At 64.2% G+C, this 17,289-nt stretch carries 12 protein-coding genes; 3 read left to right on the top strand and 9 right to left on the bottom strand.

The window, feature by feature from the left end; genetic code table 11:
• Nucleotides 1-81 precede the first annotated feature (81 nt).
• Nucleotides 82-990 carry a drug/metabolite exporter YedA gene (gene yedA, locus B0E51_RS03455; RefSeq protein ID WP_077443447.1) on the top strand — a complete coding sequence of 303 codons (909 nt, stop codon included), beginning with the start codon at nucleotides 82-84 and terminating at the stop codon, nucleotides 988-990.
• A gap of 31 nt (nucleotides 991-1,021) precedes the next feature.
• On the opposite strand, the gene B0E51_RS03450 is transcribed toward yedA, so the two are convergent.
• From B0E51_RS03450 to sucC, 3 genes are all read right to left on the bottom strand, one after another.
• Complete coding sequence (locus B0E51_RS03450; protein WP_077443446.1) at nucleotides 1,022-2,653, bottom strand: NAD+ synthase; 1,632 nt, start codon at nucleotides 2,651-2,653, stop codon at nucleotides 1,022-1,024.
• Nucleotides 2,654-2,729: 76 nt separating this feature from the next.
• Complete coding sequence (gene sucD / locus B0E51_RS03445; protein ID WP_077443445.1) at nucleotides 2,730-3,602, bottom strand: succinate--CoA ligase subunit alpha; 873 nt, start codon at nucleotides 3,600-3,602, stop codon at nucleotides 2,730-2,732.
• An 11-nt stretch (nucleotides 3,603-3,613) separates the two neighbouring features.
• Nucleotides 3,614-4,777 (bottom strand): ADP-forming succinate--CoA ligase subunit beta, encoded by a 1,164-nt coding sequence (sucC, locus tag B0E51_RS03440; RefSeq protein ID WP_077443444.1) that lies wholly within the window; start codon nucleotides 4,775-4,777, stop codon nucleotides 3,614-3,616.
• A gap of 284 nt (nucleotides 4,778-5,061) precedes the next feature.
• Between sucC and B0E51_RS03435 the strand changes: the two genes are divergently transcribed.
• The gene (locus tag B0E51_RS03435) at nucleotides 5,062-6,711 is read left to right on the top strand and encodes an ATP-binding protein (RefSeq protein ID WP_077443443.1); all 1,650 of its coding nucleotides are present in this window, start codon (nucleotides 5,062-5,064) and stop codon (nucleotides 6,709-6,711) included.
• A gap of 57 nt (nucleotides 6,712-6,768) precedes the next feature.
• Nucleotides 6,769-8,166 carry a sigma-54 dependent transcriptional regulator gene (locus tag B0E51_RS03430; RefSeq protein WP_077443442.1) on the top strand — a complete coding sequence of 466 codons (1,398 nt, stop codon included), beginning with the start codon at nucleotides 6,769-6,771 and terminating at the stop codon, nucleotides 8,164-8,166.
• 32 nt (nucleotides 8,167-8,198) lie between these two features.
• Here the strand turns inward: B0E51_RS03430 and B0E51_RS03425 are convergent, their stop codons facing one another.
• The 6 genes from B0E51_RS03425 to B0E51_RS03400 all read right to left on the bottom strand — a co-directional run bounded on the left by B0E51_RS03425 (nucleotide 8,199) and on the right by B0E51_RS03400 (nucleotide 17,221).
• Nucleotides 8,199-9,443, bottom strand: a complete 1,245-nt coding sequence (locus B0E51_RS03425) for an FtsX-like permease family protein (RefSeq protein WP_077443441.1) — start codon at nucleotides 9,441-9,443, stop codon at nucleotides 8,199-8,201.
• 10 nt (nucleotides 9,444-9,453) lie between these two features.
• Nucleotides 9,454-10,785, bottom strand: a complete 1,332-nt coding sequence (locus B0E51_RS03420; protein WP_077443652.1) for an ABC transporter permease — start codon at nucleotides 10,783-10,785, stop codon at nucleotides 9,454-9,456.
• A gap of 46 nt (nucleotides 10,786-10,831) precedes the next feature.
• Nucleotides 10,832-12,370 (bottom strand): response regulator, encoded by a 1,539-nt coding sequence (locus B0E51_RS03415; protein ID WP_077443651.1) that lies wholly within the window; start codon nucleotides 12,368-12,370, stop codon nucleotides 10,832-10,834.
• Between the two features lie 120 nt (nucleotides 12,371-12,490).
• Nucleotides 12,491-12,937: a response regulator gene (locus B0E51_RS03410; protein ID WP_077443440.1), complete on the bottom strand. Its 447-nt coding sequence runs from the start codon at nucleotides 12,935-12,937 to the stop codon at nucleotides 12,491-12,493.
• Between the two features lie 7 nt (nucleotides 12,938-12,944).
• On the bottom strand, nucleotides 12,945-14,726 hold the full coding sequence (locus B0E51_RS03405) for an ATP-binding protein (protein WP_077443439.1): 1,782 nt from the start codon (nucleotides 14,724-14,726) through the stop codon (nucleotides 12,945-12,947).
• 158 nt (nucleotides 14,727-14,884) lie between these two features.
• A complete protein-coding gene (locus tag B0E51_RS03400) occupies nucleotides 14,885-17,221 on the bottom strand; it encodes a GH92 family glycosyl hydrolase (RefSeq protein ID WP_077443438.1) in 2,337 nt (778 codons plus the stop codon).
• Between the last annotated feature and the right edge of the window lie 68 nt (nucleotides 17,222-17,289).

Here is a 17,289-nt window from a genome sequence, read left to right as displayed (position 1 = left end):
GCGCCGCATTACGCCACAGATCGTGCTCACCAAATCCGCCAAGCTCGCGGATAATGCGCCGTCCCCTCACGATCTGCCTCCATGTCCGACCATTCTGTGGCCACCGCGCCGCATCACTTCCGTGACCCTCGCATCCTGATACCGCTGGCGCTGTTCGCGTTGTACGTGATCTGGGGTTCGACCTATCTGGGTATCCGCTACGCGCTGGAAAGCTATCCGCCGTTCCTGCTCGCTGGCGTCCGCTTCCTGTGCGCCGGCATGGCGTTGTATGGCGTCTTGCGCCTGCGCGGCATGGCGCCGCCAACACGCCTGCAATGGCGCAATGCCGGATTCACCGGCTTATTGCTGCTCGGTTTCGGCAACGGCCTGGTCTGTTTTGCCGAGGAGCGGGTGAGCTCCGGCATCGCCGCCGTGGCGGTGGCCAGCATGCCGCTGTTCGCCGCGCTGTTCTCCGGCATGTATGGCGAATGGCCCAACCGGCGCGAAAGCATCGGCCTGGCGATCGGCTTCGCCGGTGTGATCGTGCTGAATCTCGGCAGCAGCCTGTCCGGGTCACGGTTTGGCGCGATGGCGCTGCTGGTGGCCGCGATGTGCTGGGCGTTCGGTTCGGCCTGGAGCCGCCGCCGCGAAATGCCGCCAGGGCCGATGAACACTGCCGCACAGATGCTCTGCGCCAGCGTTGCCTTGCTGACCTTCGGCTTTGCCAGCGGTGAACATCTTCCGGCGCATCCCACCACGCGCGCCACTCTGGCGGTGGTCTATCTGGCAGTGTTCGGTTCGCTTATCGCGTTCAGCGCCTACCTGTATGTACTGAAACATGCGCGACCGGCACTGAGCACCAGCTATGCGTATGTGAATCCGCCGGTGGCCGTGTTGTTCGGCCTGCTGCTGGCTGGTGAGCACGTCGGTCCCTATGACCTCGCCGGCATGGCCATCATCCTGCTCGGTGTGGTGGTGATCACGTTGGCGAAGCAGAAACGGGCGCACTGATGCCAGCCCGTCGATTCACGAAGGCATTGCCTCAACGCCAGCCGGACGTGATCGGATAACGCCGCTCGCGGCCAAACGCACGCGTGGTCACGCGCGGCCCCGGCGCCGACTGCCGGCGTTTGAACTCGTTCAGCAGCACCAGCCGCACCACCCTGCGCACGGTGTCGGCGTGAAAACCCTGCTCGGCAATCTCTGCCTGCGACTGTTCACCCTCGATGAAGCGCGCAAGGATTGCGTCCAGCTCATCGTACGGTGGCAGTGAATCCTGGTCGGTCTGGTTGTCGCGCAGCTCGGCCGACGGAGGACGCTCGATCACCGCGGCGGGAATCATGTCGCCCTCACCTGCACGTGCTGCCTGCGCGTTGCGCCAACGCGACAGCTTGTAGACCACGGTCTTGTAGACATCCTTCAACGGCGCGTAGGCGCCGCACATGTCGCCGTAGAGGGTGGCGTAACCAACCGCCATCTCGCTCTTGTTGCCGGTTGCCAGCAGCAGGCGGCCATGCTTGTTGCTGAGCGCCATCAGCATCACGCCGCGAGTGCGGGATTGCAGGTTCTCCTCGGTGGTATCGGCGCCCTTGCCGGCGAACGCCGGCGTCAACGCACCGATGAACGACTCATAGGTCGCCTCGATCGAGATCACGTGGTAATCCACGCCGAGCTTTTCGGCCTGCGCGCGAGCGCCATCCAGCGACAGCTGCGAGGTGTAGCGCGTGGGCATCATGACCGCGGTGACGCGGTCAGCGCCCAGTGCGTCGACGGCCAACGCCAGGGTCAGGGCCGAGTCGATGCCGCCGGATAACCCGAGCAGCACACCGCCGAAACCGTTCTTGTCGATGTAGTCGCGGGTGCCGCGCACCAAAGCGGCGTACAGCGTAGCCTCGACGCAGGCATCGGCGGACACCGGCCAGTCCTCGGCGTGCAGCGTGCGCGTCGTCGGATCGAACTCGGCCCACAGCAGTGCGTCGACAAAGGCCGGCGCACGCGCGGCGATCGAACTGTCGCCGTTGACCAGCAACGAAGCACCGTCGTAGACCACCTCGTCCTGACCGCCGACCAGGTTGAGATAGACAATCGCACACCCGGTTTCACGCGCACGCTCGATCAGCACGGCTTCACGTTCAGCCTGCTTGGCGTCATCCCATGGCGAGGCATTGACTACCACGATCAGTTCGGCACCTGCCGCCGCCGCCTGCGCCGCAGGCTCGGGCTGCCAGATGTCCTCGCAGATCAACAGCCCGATACAGACGCTGTCGATCATCGTGGTGACCGTCGCATGACCTGGACGGAAATAGCGCTTGTCGTCAAACACGCCGTAGTTCGGCAACGCCTGCTTGTGTGCCGTAGCCTCGATGCGACCAGCGCGCAGCAGGCTGGCGGCGTTGTACACCTCGCCCTCGCTCTGCGGATGGCCAACCAGTGCGGCAACGCCATGGGTGGCCTGCGCCAGCGCATTGAGCTCACTCTCGCAGGCCGCCAGGAAACTCGGCCGCAGCAGCAGATCCTCAGGCGGATAGCCGCTCAGGGTGAGTTCGGGAAACACCACCAGTCCGGCACCGCCGGTACGTGCCTGTGCAATCAGGTCGCCGGTCTTCGCGGCATTCGCCGCCACCGCACCCACCGGGAAATCGTGTTGGGCCAGTGCCAGCCGCAGCCTTGCCATGGTCATGCTCCAGAAATACGAAGGCCGCGACCCTGAGAGGGGTCGCGGCCTTCGTATTTTACGCGCTGCAGCCGACTTACTTCATCAGCTTCGCGAGCGTCTTGCCCAGATCGGCCGGCGACTTCACCGTGGTGACGCCCGCCTTCTCCAGCGCAGCGAACTTCGCTGCCGCCGTGCCCTTGCCGCCGGAGATGATCGCGCCGGCATGGCCCATGCGCTTGCCGGCCGGCGCCGAGGCGCCGGCGATGAACGAGACCACCGGTTTCTTGACGTATTCGCCGATGAACTCGGCGGCGTCTTCCTCGGCGCTGCCGCCGATCTCGCCAACCATGATGATGCCTTCGGTCTGCGGATCATCCTGGAACAGCTTCAGGCAATCGATGAAGCTCAGGCCATTGATCGGATCGCCGCCGATGCCGATGCAGGTGGACTGGCCCAGGCCTTCGTTGGTGGTCTGGAACACGGCCTCATAGGTCAGCGTGCCGGAACGCGAGACGATGCCGACCTTGCCCTTCTTGTGGATGTGACCCGGCATGATGCCGATCTTGCACTCGTCCGGGGTGATGATGCCGGGGCAGTTCGGCCCGATCAGCACGATCTCCGGATGCTGCTGCAGCACGTTCTTCACGCGCAGCATGTCGAGCACCGGGATGCCTTCGGTGATCGCCACGATCACCTTGATGCCGGCATCGATCGCTTCGAGGATCGAGTCGGCCGCGAACGGCGGCGGCACGAAGATCACCGACGCGTCGGCGCCGGTTTCGAGCACGGCTTCATCGACCGAGTTGAAGACTGGCAGCCCGATATGCTCGGAACCGCCCTTGCCCGGGGTCACACCGCCGACCACTTTGGTGCCGTAGTCGAGGCACTGCTGTGCATGGAAGGTGCCCTGCTGGCCGGTGAAGCCCTGCACGATCACCTTGGTGTTCTTGTTGACGAGAACGCTCATTCGTTTGCTCCTCAGCCCTTGGCCGCAGCCACGGCTTTCTGCGCCGCGTCGTTGAGATCATCGGCCGGCGTGATCGCCAGGCCGGAATTGGCCAGCAGTTCGCGGCCCTGATCGACATTGGTGCCCTGCAGGCGCACCACCACGGGAATCTTCAGGCCCACTTCCTTGACCGCGGCGATGATGCCCTCGGCGATCAGGTCGCAACGCACGATGCCGCCGAAGATGTTGACCAGGATGCAGCGCACCTTGTCCGAGGACAGGATCAGCTTGAATGCCTCGGTCACGCGCTCCTTGGTGGCGCCGCCGCCGACGTCGAGGAAGTTCGCCGGCTCGCCGCCTGCCAGCTTGATCACGTCCATCGTGGCCATCGCCAGTCCGGCGCCGTTGACCATGCAGCCGATGGTGCCGTCCATCGTCACGTAGTTGAGGTTGTTCTGCAGCGCGGCCGCTTCGGCGGCGTCTTCCTGGGTCAGGTCGCGCATCGCGGCCAGGTTCGGATGACGGAACTCGGCGTTGTCGTCGGAATTGACCTTGCCGTCGAGCGCGGCGAGGTTGCCGTCCTCGAGGATCGCCAGCGGGTTCAGCTCGACCAGGGCCAGGTCCTGCTCGTTGAACAGCTTGTACAGGCCCAGCATGATCTTGGTCAGCTGATTGACCTGCTTGCCGTTCAGATCCATCGCGAAACCGAGCTGGCGGCACTGGTACGGCTGCAGCCCTTCGACGAAGTCGATCACGATGGTGTGGATGTCTTCAGGTGTTTCCTTGGCGACCTGCTCGATGTCCACGCCACCGTGCTTGGAGGCGATGAACGAGATCGCCTTGCTGTCGCGATCGACCAGGATCGACAGGTACAGCTCCTTGGCGATATTGGTGGCATCGGTGACCAGCACCAGGTTCACCGGCAGCGCACGACCGGCGGACTGGTAGGTTTCCATATGGGTGCCGAGCATGCCCTTGGCAGCAGCACGGACGTCATCGAAGCTCCTGCAGAACTTCACGCCACCGGCCTTGCCACGGCCGCCTGCGTGAATCTGCGCCTTGACCATCCACTGCGTACCACCAAGGTGCTTGGCGGCATCGACGGCGGCGTCGGGAGAGTTGGCGATCTTGCCCGGCGGAACGGCGATGCCGTACTGCGCGAACAGTTCTTTGGCCTGGTATTCGTGGAAATTCATTCGATACCTCGAGCGAACGGGAAAACATGGCGGCCGCACGCTTGAACACGACGTGGGTCAGGAAGGTCGGACGGCGGAGTGACGCGCTGCCGAATGCAGTGCGCATGCCAGTGAACCGGCAAAACCGTGCAATACGGCCGCCTATTTTCACGGAAGCGGGCAGTAATGGAAAGAGCGGCGTGCCCGGACCGCCTGGCAGCGCGGTTTCATGCGCCTTGCGATCCCGTTCCAACACCGATCAGCCCGTCTATACTCGACCGGAACCGCCAGGGAGTGCCCGCCACGTGTCCAGCACACCGCCCTTCATCGCCACCCGCGCGGGTACCGCGACGATTCGCCACGAGTTGACCTTCCTCAATGCGTTCCGGCTGGTGCAGGCGCTGGTCTACGCCGGGCTGGCCTTCAGTCCGGGCGGGATGGGCTGGCCGGAACTGGCCAAACCCGGGCTTGCCCGCGGCGTGACCTCGGCCTATCTGCTGTTCGCGCTGATCGCACTGCTGTTCAACCGGCGCAGCATGGCCTACGTCAGCACCGCCGTCTCGGTGACCCTGGCAGTGGACATCATCGCCGCCGTGCTGGCGATCGGTGCAATGCACGATGCGCGCATCGGCATCGCCATGATGCTGGCGGTGAACCTGAGTGCGGGCGCGCTGATCCTGCCTCTGCGGCTGTCGAGCTTCTTTGCCTCGCTGGCCACCCTCGGCATCCTCGGCCACACCCTGATCGGCTCATCGGCGAGCAATCCCGCCGACCGCGACCTGCTGGAAGCGGCACTGTTCGGCCTGGCCTATTTCGCCAGCAGCACGCTGTGCCATGTGCTGGGCCGCCAGCTGCGCGCCACCGAGGCACTGGCCGAGCAGCGCAGCACCGACCTGGCCAACCTCGCGCAGGTCAACGAACTGATCATCCGTCGCATGAAGACCGGCGTGCTGCTGGTGGACGACGCCAACCGCATTCAACAGATCAACGAGTCGGCCTGGATGCTGCTGGGCAACCCCCGTGCCGACCAGCGCGACCTGGGCCAGCTGGCACCGGAGCTGTCGCGCCGGCTGTACCACTGGATGACCTCGGGAAAGCTGGACGAAACCGCCACCCAGCTCGCCGACGGCGTGCCCGAGGTGGTGCCACGCTTCAGCCGGCTGGCGCCGAACGACGATTCACACGTGCTGATCTTCCTGGACGACACCTCGCTGCTGTCGCGCCGCGCGGAGGAGCTCACGCTCAGCTCGTTGGGTCGGCTGTCTGCCTCGATCGCCCATGAGATCCGCAATCCGCTGGCAGCGATCCGCTACTCGGCCCAGCTGCTGGCCGAGTCGAAGAGCATGGACAGCACCGACCAGCGCATGGTCGAGATCATCAACAACCATTGCATCCGGCTCAACGAGATCATCGAAAACATCCTGCAGCTCTCCCGGCGTGAGCGTTCGCGGCCGGAAACGCTGGATCTCGGCCACTGGGCGCAGGCCTTCGTCGAGGAATACTCCCAGGGCAATGACCTCGGCATCGATTCGCTGCGTGCCATCGCCAGCAATGGCGCGCCGGTGGCAGCGGTCGCCGATCCGCAGCAGCTGCAGCAGGTGGTGTGGAACCTGGTGCAGAATGCCCTGCGCTACGGCCGCCTGCCGGGTGAGCCGGCGCGGGTGATGGTGGTGACCCGGCAGGGCGAGCACGGCGTGCCGATCCTCGAAGTGATCGACCGAGGCCCCGGCATCGCGCCGAAAGTGGCCGCACAGATCTTCGAGCCGTTCTACACCACCCACGAATACGGCACCGGGCTGGGTCTGTACCTGGCCCGGCAGATGAGCGAGGCCAACCAGGCCGCGCTGGAATATGTCCGCGTGGCCGGCGGCGGCAGCTGTTTCCGGCTGGTGCTGACGCCGCCGGCACGCAGCCCCGCCGAGGCAGCCGAAACCGACCAGGTCGCCACGCGTTGACGTTTCGGCCTGCCCTAGTAACCTTCAGCTGAATTACCTGCGGATCAAAGACCCCTCATGACTGCACAGACCGTCCTGGTCATCGACGACGAACGCGATATCCGTGAGCTGCTGACCATCACGCTGGGCCGGATGGATCTGCAGGTCGACGCCGTGGGCACCGTGGCCGAAGCGCGCCGCGCGCTGACCGATCGCAGCTACGACTTGTGCTTCACCGACATGCGGCTGCCCGACGGCAATGGTCAGGAGATCATCGAACTGATTGCCGAAACCTGCCCGGACACCCCGGTCGCAATGATCACTGCATATGGCAATGTCGATGCGGCAGTCAATGCGCTGAAGGCCGGCGCGTTCGATTTCGTCTCCAAACCGGTCGACATCCAGATGCTGCGCGGCCTGGTACGCACCGCACTGCGGCTGGCCGAGGAAAAGCGCAATGGCGGTGGCGCAGCCAAGGCAGGTGGTTCCGGCGAGCGTTTGATCGGCGACTCAACCGCGATGCAGCAGGTTCGCGCCACGATCAGCAAACTCGCCCGCAATCAGGCGCCGGTCTACATTGCTGGTGAGTCCGGCGTGGGCAAGGAGCTGGTGGCGCGACTGATCCACGAGCAGGGCCCGCGCGCGAGCGGCCCGTTCGTGCCGGTCAACTGCGGCGCGATTCCCTCCGAGTTGATGGAAAGCGAGTTCTTCGGCCATCGCAAGGGCAGCTTCACGGGCGCCAGCGCCGACAAGGAAGGCCTGTTTCAATCCGCTCAGGGCGGCACGCTGTTTCTTGACGAAGTGGCCGAACTGCCGCTGCACATGCAGGTGAAACTGCTGCGCGCGATCCAGGAAAAAGCCGTGCGCCCGATTGGTGGACGCGAGGAGATTCCGGTCGACGTGCGCATTCTATCCGCCACCCACAAGAACCTCGGCGCGCTGGTCGAACAAGGCCAGTTCCGCCAGGACCTTTTCTACCGGATCAACGTGATCGAGCTGCGCGTGCCGCCGCTGCGCGAGCGCCGTGGCGATGTGCCGCTGTTGTCCAGCTTCATTCTCAAGGCACTGGCCGGCAAGAGCGGCGACAGCGTCGGCCAGCTGTCGCAGGCCGCACGCGATGCACTGGAAGGGTATGACTTCCCGGGCAACGTGCGCGAACTCGAAAACATCCTCGAACGCGCCATGGCCATGTGCGACGGCAACAGCATCGATGCACCGGACCTGATGCTCCCGCAACGCAACGCGCGCGCAGCCAGTCCGGACCTGCCGGTACCAGGCCGCGAAGCCCCGGCTGCGCCGCAGCCCGCAGCCGCCGGCGCCGATGGCGGCCTCGACGACTACATCAGCAATATCGAGCGCACCGCCATCGTCAAGGCGCTGGAAGAATCGCGCTACAACAAGACCGCCGCCGCCCGGAAACTCGGTATCACGTTCCGCGCGCTGCGCTACAAGCTGAAGAAGCTCGGCATCGACTGACGCGCGGCAGTGAGCTGCGCGCGACGACTTCGTCACAGCTGCCGTGTCGCCTCCACCGGCGACACGGCAGCAGCACGCCGCGCCGGCCCGAGCACGGCCAGTTGTCCGAGCAGCCAGAGCAGCACGGCACCAAGCATCAGCATCCACACCGGCATCCGCGGCAATTCGTAGCGCTTCATCAGCTGCAGGTTGGACACGATGCCAAGCATGGCACCGCATGCGACGCCGATACCGACGATCAGGAAATTCTCGACCTGGAAATAGCGCAGGATATCGTCCTGCGTCGCGCCAAGCGCCCGTCGGATACCGATCTGCCGACGGCGCTGGCTGACCCAGAAGCTGCTCAAGCCGACAATGCCGCCAGCGGTCGCCAGCAACAGCAGCACGCAGACCACGGCCATCATGATCGCCACCCCGCGATCGGTGGCATAACCCTGCGCACGTGCCTGCCCCAGCGTGATCACACCATCCTCCGGACTGATCAGGTGCAGGCGATTCTGCGCCGACAATGCGGCCGGCGCCGCGTGCAATACGGCGGCCAGCTCGCCCGGTTGCGTGCGCACCAGATAGACCACGCCTTCAGGATTCGCGTAGCGCGCAGGCACCAGGATGGTGTCCTCGTCGATCGAGCGCGTCGTGCTGCCGATGTAAGCACCTTCCAGGCGATCGACGACGCCGATGACCGTGCTCGGGCCGTCATCGGTCAGATAGATCGCCTTGCCCACGGCCGTGCCGTCGGGAAAAAGCTTGTGAGCCAGATCGCGCGTGATGATGACCACCGCCGGCATCGACTTGTCGTACGGGCCGAGGCTGCCGATCTCGTCGGCGCGGAAGTTGCGGCCGGCCACCAGCGCGAGGCCGAACGTGTCGAGTGCGTGTTGATCGGCAAAATAGGTGATCGCCAATTGCGGCTTCACCGTCTGCTCGACTCGAAGCTTGATGCGGGCCAATCCGCCCCAGCCACCGAACGGATAAGCCTGGCTGGCAAACGCATTGCGCACGCCCGGCAGATTGCGCAACGTCGTCAGGTCGGCGCGCATCTGCGCATCGATATGCGGCAGATCCGGCTGCCCGATCCATTCGTTCCTGATCACGAACAGATGCGCCTCGTCCGTACCGGTCGGTCGCGACAGATGCACGATCCGCGTCTGGACGATGAACAATGCGTTGCTGACCACCGCCAGGGTCAGCGCGATCTGCAGCACGATGAGCAGCGTGGCCGTCTTGTGCCGACGCAGCGCGGCGAGGATCGGTCGGATCTGTCGAAACGAATTCATCGGGATGCCCTCATCCGTTCGACTTCAGCTGCCACGCCGGCTGCACCTGGGCTGCGCGCCAGGTGGGATAGAGCGCGGCAATCAAGGTGGCAGCCACCGCGACCAGCACCGTCAGCAGCAACAGCGACGCATCCAGTCGCGCCAGCCGGGCAACCTCCGGCTCGAATACCGAACCGATGCCGGCCATGCCCAGCGTCGTCAGCAGCAGTCCCAGCACGCCACCGGCCAGCCCGATGGCCGCCGCCTCGGTCAGGAACTGGCCATAGATCGCTCCGCGCGACGCACCCAGTGCACGGCGCACGCCGATCTCCGGCGCGCGGCGCATGAAGCGGGCCAGCATCAGCCCCACCACGTTGACGAGGCAGATCAGCAGAAAACTGACCGAGACAATCATGGACAGCGCCGATGCCTTCGGCACCACATGGTTGTCGTGCAAGCCAAGCCACTGCCTGACATTCGGCAAGCGCACGTTGGGCGGCCACGTGAAACGACCGAGACGCTGCTGCTCGGCCGCATAGTTGTGCAGATACTCGCGGTAGTTCTCGACGTCGGCGCGCGTGGGCAGGTCCACCCACGCATCGATCCATGCACATTCGCTGTGCAACACGCTGTCCCAGTTCGGCAGGTCGGGGTTGGGCGCGTCCGCGCTGCAATAGAAGCTGCCGCTGGTGGCCTTCTGCAAGTCGATGGCGCGACTGAACGGGAGGTAGAGCTGCCGCGGATGGCTGAAGGGATGGAACGTGCTGCTCACATCGAAGAAGCGCGGGCTGGGATTCCAGTCGTCCAGCACGCCGACAATGCGATAGGTGTGCGTGTCCAGGTTGATCTCGCGATCCACGCTGTTGGCGCCGCCGAACAGTTTCTGATTGAGTGCACTGCTGATCACCACCACGGCCGCGCGTTGATCGTCATCGCTGGCCGACCAGCCGCCGCCGTAACGGAACGGCGCGTCGAACATCGCAAAGAAATCGCGACCGACCGCGTCACCTTCCTGCGAGAACGGCTGCCGCCGCGCGTCGTCCGGCAGCACGGTCCACTTGCTCCCGTAGATCAGCGTCTGTCGTCGCGCCTGCCGCGCGTGCAGGAACGCCTCGGCATCCGTGTAGCTGAGCAGGATCGGTGGCTCGCCCTGCCAGTCGTGCACCGGCCCGAAGTTGTCGATCTGCGGCACGAACAGCTGGTTCGATTTCCACGGGATCGGATCGGCCGCGGTGACGCGAAACACCGCGAAGGTGATCATGCAGGTGGCTACACCGCAGCCCATCAGCAGCACCACGAGTGCCGTCAAGGCCTTGCTGCGCCGACAGCTGCGCAGGGCCAGGTCGAAGTAATACGCCAGCAAGAACACCCCCCGGATGACGCGCCCGCATGCGCACGAAACGGCTGGCCTAGCTGCCGCTGTCGGCCGCCCGCAGCGCCTTGCGCAGTGTACGCAACAACACCAGGGTGGTGACCGGTTTGTCCATTACATAGAGATGTTCCAGCGGTGGCAGTTCATGCAGATCGGGTGTCTCGCCTGGACGCGCCAGCAGGATCACGGCGCCGGTATAACCCTGCTCGATCAGCGCGGCCAGCGTACGCACACCTGTGAACAGGTTCATGTCCGCATCCAGCAGGACCAGATCGGGCAGGCCACCAGCCTCGATCCATTGCAGCGCCGCAGTACCGCTCTGGCTGGCGTGCGCCTGATAGCCGTAGGCATCCAGCATGTCGGCCAGCAGGGACAGCTGACCGGCCTCTTCAACCACGACCAGCACGCGCTCGGCTGCACCTTCCAGACTGTCCTGTTCATCCAGCTGATCGGCGTCGGCGGCCAGCTCCTCCAGCGGGATATACAGGTCGAAACGGGTGCCACGGCCCGGTGCGCTATCCACACGCATCACGCCGCCGTGGCTGCTGACTATGCGCTTGCATGACAGCAGACCAAGCCCGGTGCCGGCCTCCTTGGTGGTGAAGAACGGCTCGAACAGATGCTCCAGCACGGACTGATCCATGCCTGGGCCGCTGTCGACCACGCTGATCCGCAGGTAATGACCCAGCCGCGGCTGCTCCTCCGGCAGAAAGAAGTCCGCTGCCAGTTGCGTCTGCGCGGCCTCGATGCGCAGATTGCCGCCATCCGGCATCGCCTGGATCGCGTTCAGGCACAGGTTGAGCAGGCATTGCTGCAGCTCGGTATGGTTACCCTCGAACGACAGTTCCGGATCGTCGATCACCAGTTCCATCGCGACCGTGCGCGGCACGCTGCCTTGCATCAGCAGATCGAATGCACTGAACAACGCGCCCAGCCGCACTTGCTCCGCGCGCCGCGCGCCGCGCGCGAACGACAGCATCGAGTGCACCATGTCCAAGCCGCGCTTGCCGCAGTCGCGCACCAGCTTGCCCAGTCGTGCCAGGCGCGGATCGTCCTGGTAGTCCTGCAGGCTGTCGCCGGCCAGCAGCAACGGCTGCAGCAGGTTGCGCAAATCGTGGCTGAGGCCGCCGGCCAGCATCGCCAGGCTCTCGAAACGCTGTGCGCGGATCAGCTCCGACTCGGCGCGGCGGCTCGCCTTGCGCGCTTCGACTTCAGCCAGAGCACGGCGCACAGCACTAGCCAGCCGGGCCGGGTTCTGCTTGAGGATGTAATCGGTAGCACCCTTGCGCAATGCTTCGATCGCCGCCTCTTCGCCCAGCGTGGCGGAGACGAAGATGAACGGCAGTTCCTCGTCACGTTGGCGCAGCAGCTCGAGTGCGTGCTCACCGGAAAAGCCGGGCATGCTTAGATCGGACAGCACGATGTGCGGCTTGAACACATCCAGCGCCGCGACGAAATGCGCCTGATCATCGACAAGCTGCACCTCGTAGGCGATGCCATCGTTATCGAGCTCGGCCAGCACAAGCTCGGCATCAAGCTGACTGTCCTCGACCTGCAGCACACGAATAGTCGGCATGGTACGAAGCTGCTGGTTTGGCATGGTAATTCTCACGACTTCAGTTGCCTGCATCGGCGCTGTGCGCCTGTCGCGAGCTGCACCTGTGCCGCTCGCGTCCCCTGTAACTTCGCAACCTTTTCACTCCTGTTCGGGTGCCTGATTCAACACCGCCCAGAACTGCCCCAATGTGCGTACCGCCTCGAAGAACTGATCCACGTCAACCGGCTTGATCACATACGCATTGGCACCCAGATCCCAGCTGCGCGCCAGATCGCTTTCCTCGCGCGAGGACGACAGGATCACCACCGGAATCCGTCGCATCCGCTCGTCTTCGCGCATGTGGGTCAACACGTCCAGCCCGTTCATGCGCGGCATCTTGATGTCCAGCAATACCACGGCCGGATCGCCGGGCTCGCGCGTGGCCCACGTCCCACGCGAGTAAAGATAGTCCAGACATTCCACGCCGTCTTCCACGTGCACGACCGGATTGGCCAGGTGAGCTTCGTTCAGCGCGTCGATCGCCATCTCGGCATCGGCACGGCTGTCTTCAACCAGCAGGATGGTGCGCAGCTCTTTCTTGATCATATCGGTCTCAGGTACGTGCCCCGGCCAGATCGGTGGCCGGCAGCGAAAAATGGAAACGGGCGCCCTTCCCAAGCTCGGCATCGGCCCAGACGCGCCCACCGTGACGCACTACGATTCGCCTCACATTGGCCAGACCGATGCCGTTGCCGGGAAACTCCGAGGCCCGATGCAGCCGCTGGAATACACCGAACAATTTGTCGGCATATTGCATGTCGAAGCCCGCACCATTGTCGGCCACGGTGAATTCGTAATCGCCATTGCGGCCCTGCTGCGTGCTCACTTCGATGCGGGCCACCTCGCAGTGGCCGGTGTACTTGACCGCATTGCCGAGCAGGTTTTGCCATACCGTGCGCAGCATGTTCTCGTCGCCGATCACCATCGGCAACGGCGCAACAGTCCACACGATGCGTCGTTCCTGCAACCCCGATTCGGCCAAGGCACGCGCTTCGTCGACCAGCGACTGCATGTCAACCGCCTGCAGGCGCAGCGCGCCACGACCGAGTCGCGAGAACACCAGCAGATCATCGATCAGCAAGGCCATGCGCTGCGCGGAACCCGAGATCACCTCGAGATAGTGAGTCGCCTTGTCATCGACGCGCTCACCCAGATGATGCTCGAGCTTGCGCGAAAATCCTGCGATATGGCGCAGCGGCGCACGCAGATCGTGCGACACCGAATAACTGAACGCCTCCAGCTCGCGATTGACATCGGAAATCTGGGTCACCTTGCCCTCGAGCTGGCGATTGAGCTCATTCACCTTCTGCTCGGCCAGCGCGCGCACGGTGACATCGCTCACCGTCAGCAACAATGCCGGCGCATCCGATTCCCTTTGCTGCAGACGGCGCGCATTGATCACCACGTGGCGATCGACCCCGTCGACCGTGCGCTGGATCATGTCGTAGTCCCACAATTCGCGGTCGCGCAGCAACACATCGGTAAGCTTCTGCAGCAACACGCTGTCGCTCCAGGCACCTTCACCCATCTGCGCCAGCGGCTGCGAACGCTGTTGCTGATCCAGCCCGTACAGCTCGCTGAAGGCCGTATTCACCAGCAGCCCGCGAAGGTTCTCGTCGAACAGCGCAATCGGTTCGCGCACCGCCTGCAGGATCAGTTGCGAACGCTGCACCGCGCGGCTCTCGCGGGTCTCGGCCACCTCGCGCCGGCCGATCTGCCGCTCGGAGGTGATCACGATGATCGTCAGCAGCAGCAACTGCGCCAGCGCGGTAATGCTCAGCACGATACGGCCATTCAGCGCCTGCCGTGATGCCGCCTCCTGGCGACCTTGCAGCAGCTTGTCCTCGTTCTGCACGATGGCCGCGATCTGCGTATTCATCTTGAACAAGTCGCCGGCATCCCGCAGCGACTGCCGGGCACCAGCCGAATCAGCTTGCTGCAAGCGTGACAATGCCTGGTTCATCATGGTCAGGCGCCCATTGATGTCGCTCTCCAGCGCGCCGATCTGGATCTGCTGATCGGGATTGTCACGCGTCATGAGACGCAACTCCTGCAGCAACGTCGGCGCTTCGCTGCCGGCACGACTCGCACGCTTGCGGGTCTGCTCATTGCCATCGCCGGCCAGCAACCGATAGCTGGCTGCTTCACTGTCTCGCATCACGTAAGCGACCTGATAGGTCACCGCTTTGACAGAGTTCGAATGGGCCACCCACGTGGTGGCCCGTTGCGTATCGCGGGCATTGTTGAGGGTGACCAGATACGGCAAGCCGACGATGATCAGCATCGCAAGCAAAAGACCGGCTACGCGCCAGTTCGTGACGGCCCCGACTTTCATGTGAGAAAACGCATCGGCGAACCTGATGGGTGAAGCACCGTCGCATTCTGGCATGTTTTGACGGGTCGCCAGTCAGCCTGGTGACGGGGCTTCGAATGGATCATCGGACTCATCGCAGAAGCACGATTTTCTGCAACCCAGCCTCCATTGGCAACTTTTCACTGACGGTAGCGACTCATCGCCATCGGCCGTGCCGCATCAGCTTCTCCCCACCGCTTGTTCGGTGCGGCCTGCATGGTGAAATGCAGCTCGCCGCCGGCGAGGATGTCGGCATGACGAAGATAGACGTGGTCTAGCGGTTTGCCATTCAGCGTGACCGCGCCGACATACGGGTGCGCGTCATCCAGCTGATCGGCCACCACGGTGAACGTGTGCCCATTGGGAAGATGGATCGCCGCCTTCGGCACGAATGGCCGGCCGATCGCGTACTCGTCGCTGGCCGGCGTCACCGGATAGAAACCGAGCGCGGTGAACACGTACCACGCCGACATCTGGCCGAGGTCATCGTTGCCGACCAGACCGTCCGGTCGCGTGGCGTACTGGCTGTCCATGATCTGCTTCAGCCGCTGCTGCGTCTTCCACGCCGCGCCTGCATAGTCGTACAGGTAGGCGATGTGGTGGCTGGGCTCATTGCCATGTGCATACCAGCCGATCAGGCCGGTGATGTCCTCCACGTTCTTGAAGATGGCCGGATCGACCTTGGCATCGAACAGCCGATCGAGCTTGCTGACGAACTTCGCATCACCGCCAAAAGCAGCAATCAGTCCGGCCACATCCTGCGGCACGTACCAGGAGTACTGCCAGGCATTCGCCTCGGTGTAATCGCTGCCGTACGCGGCCGAGGCCGGGTCGAACGGCTCGCGGAACTGGCCATTGCTCAGCTTCGCGCGCATGAAGCCGGTCTTCGGATCCCACACGTTGCGCCAGTTGCCGGCGCGCTTCTCGAACGTCGCAGCGATGTCGCTCTTGCCCATTCCCCTGGCCATCTGCGCGATCGCCCAGTCGTCATAGGCGTATTCCTGGGTCTTGGAGCCACCCTCCACTTCCTTGTCGATCGGCACATAGCCGAGCTTCATGTAATCGGCAAGGTCGCCGTAATCGCCGTAGGTCGCGGTAGACACCATCGCCTTCATCGCCTGGTCGGCGTCAAATCCGCGTACGCCCTTGACGTAGGCATCGGCAATGACCGCCACCGCGTGATAGCCGGTCATGCACCAGGTCTCCAGTCCCTGATAGCTCCACACCGGCAACATGCCGAACGGGCTGGCCTGCTGGGCGGCGATCAGCGAACGGACGAACTGCGTGCTGAGGTCGGGACGCAGCAGCACCATCAGCGGCTCCTCGGCACGGTAGACGTCCCACATCGACCAGCTGGAATAGAACTCGAAGCCATCCGCGTGGTGCACCTGATGATCCGGCCCGCGGTACTCGCCATTGACGTCCATGCTCAACGTCGGCGCCAGCATCGCGTGATACAGCGAGGTATAGAAACCGGTACGTTGCGTCGCCGTGCCGTCCACGTCGATCACCGACAACGCCTTGTTCCAGGCAGCGGTCGCCTCGGCATGATGGGCATCGAAATCCCAGCCAGCGCCGTCCTGATCGAGGTTGGCGATCGCGTTCGCCTGGTTCACCGACGAAATCGCCACCTTCACTTCCAACGGCTGCTTCAGCGCACCGAAATCGAACACGCCGACCAGCGCGCGCCCGTTCTGTGCGTTGTGATCTTCCGGCTGGTTGCCCGGCCCCGCGAACCCCTTGTAGACGACGTCCGTCTCGCGGTTGTACAGCTCGCGCGACGTCATCGGCTGCGAGAAGCGCATCGCGAAACACAGCTCGCGCCCCGGCGCCCAGCCACGGATAGTGCGGCAGCCGGTGACGGTGCCATCCGGATGCACGCGCAGGTTGGCCCACAGCACCTTGCCGGGGTAGTCGTAGATGCTGGGACGCAGGTCGAGCAGCACGTGGGCCGGCTTGCCGGTCGGGAAGGTATAGCGATGCCAGCCCACCCGACGCCCGGTGGTGAGTTCGGCGCGTACGCCGTAATCACTCAACGTCACCGCGTAATAGCCGGCCTGCACCACCTCGCTGTCGTGACTGAAGCGCGAGCGGTAGCCGCTGCCAGGTTGTGTCGCGTCACCCGGCTCCAGTCGCACGTCGCCTGCGATCGGCATCACCAGCACATCACCCAGGTCCGAATGGCCCGAACCGGAGAAGTGCGTATGCGAAAAGCCCATGATCGTGGGGTCGTTGTACTGGTAGCCGGCCGCCCACTTGTAGGCGTGCTTGAAGTCCGGCACCGCGGTATCGGGCGACAGCTGGATCATCCCGAACGGCACCGTTGCGCCGGGAAAGGTATGGCCATCGCCACCGGTACCTATACGCGGATCGACCGCGGAGGCGTGGTCGGAAACGGCTAGCGCGGATACCGGGCCCAGGCTGAGGGCGATCATCAACAGGCGGAACCAGGGGCTGGCCATCGCGCGATTCTCCATACTTGGATCGTTCCAAATGCGGCACGCTAGCACTGCCGTCGGCGCATCGCATGTTGCGCTGCGAGATC

It is taken from the genome of Rhodanobacter sp. C05, from assembly GCF_002001165.1.
Classification (GTDB): domain Bacteria; phylum Pseudomonadota; class Gammaproteobacteria; order Xanthomonadales; family Rhodanobacteraceae; genus Rhodanobacter.
The sequence above is the reverse complement of the archived record's forward strand: the minus strand, read 5'-3'. Positions and strand labels throughout refer to the sequence as shown.